1 protein-coding gene is annotated in these 754 nt (G+C 69.9%); it reads right to left on the bottom strand.

Annotation, left to right across the window (positions count from 1 at the left end; translation table 11 throughout):
- A protein-coding gene (locus ACYVHT_RS23315; RefSeq protein ID WP_460557803.1) for an IS5 family transposase occupies positions 1 to 719 on the bottom strand; the annotation gives its coding sequence in 2 pieces (ribosomal slippage) (positions 1 to 389 and positions 389 to 719; 720 coding nt annotated over the 2 pieces). This gene is flagged as partial in the annotation.
- Between the last annotated feature and the right edge of the window lie 35 nt (positions 720 to 754).

The following is a 754-nucleotide window of genomic DNA, read 5'->3' as shown; positions in this document are numbered from 1 at the left end:
GTGAATAAAGGCCAAAAAATGCGCATCCAATTTGTCATACCGGGTGGCCACCCGCCGAAACTGCTTGAGGCGGCTGAAGAGCCGCTCGACGGGGTGGCGCTGGGCGTAGCGGGCCGCGTCGTAAGCGCGCGGGTGCCGTCGCTTGCGTCGGGGTGGAATCACGGCGCAGGTGCCGCGGGCGGCCAGGGCGGCTACCAGCGGGTCGGAATCATAGCCCCGGTCGGCCACGAGGTAAGCCGGGGCGAACCCGTCGAGCAGCGGCAGGGCCTGCGGCGCGTCGTGGCGCTGGCCGGCCGTCAGGCGGCCGCGCACGAACCGGCCGCGAGCATCAGCCGCCACATGCAGCTTGCACGTCAGCCCGCCGCGGCTGCGCCCGAGGGCTTGCGGCCCGTTTTTTTGCGCGCCCCGCTCGCGTGCTGGTGCGCCCGCACCGTGGTCGAGTCCACCAACAACGTGTGCAGCGCGTCGTCTTCTTGCACGGCCGCCAGCACCCGGGCCCACACCCCGGAGGCGGTCCAGCGCTGGAAGCGGGTGTACGTCGTGTGCCAGTTGCCCCACACGGCCGGCAAGGCCCGCCACCGGCAGCCGTTGCGCAGCAGCCAGAGCACGGCCTCCACGAAGCGGCGGTTGTCCTGTCCCCGGCCGCCCTTGGTGCCTTCCCGGCCCGGCAGCAGCGGCCCAATCCGCGCCCACTGCGCGTCGGTCAACAAATACTCCATGCTCAAACATAACTACTACTGTTAACGCTTCCTAA

The sequence above is a fragment of the Hymenobacter daeguensis genome (genome assembly GCF_054780555.1).
The sequence above is the reverse complement of the archived record's forward strand: the minus strand, read 5'-3'. Positions and strand labels throughout refer to the sequence as shown.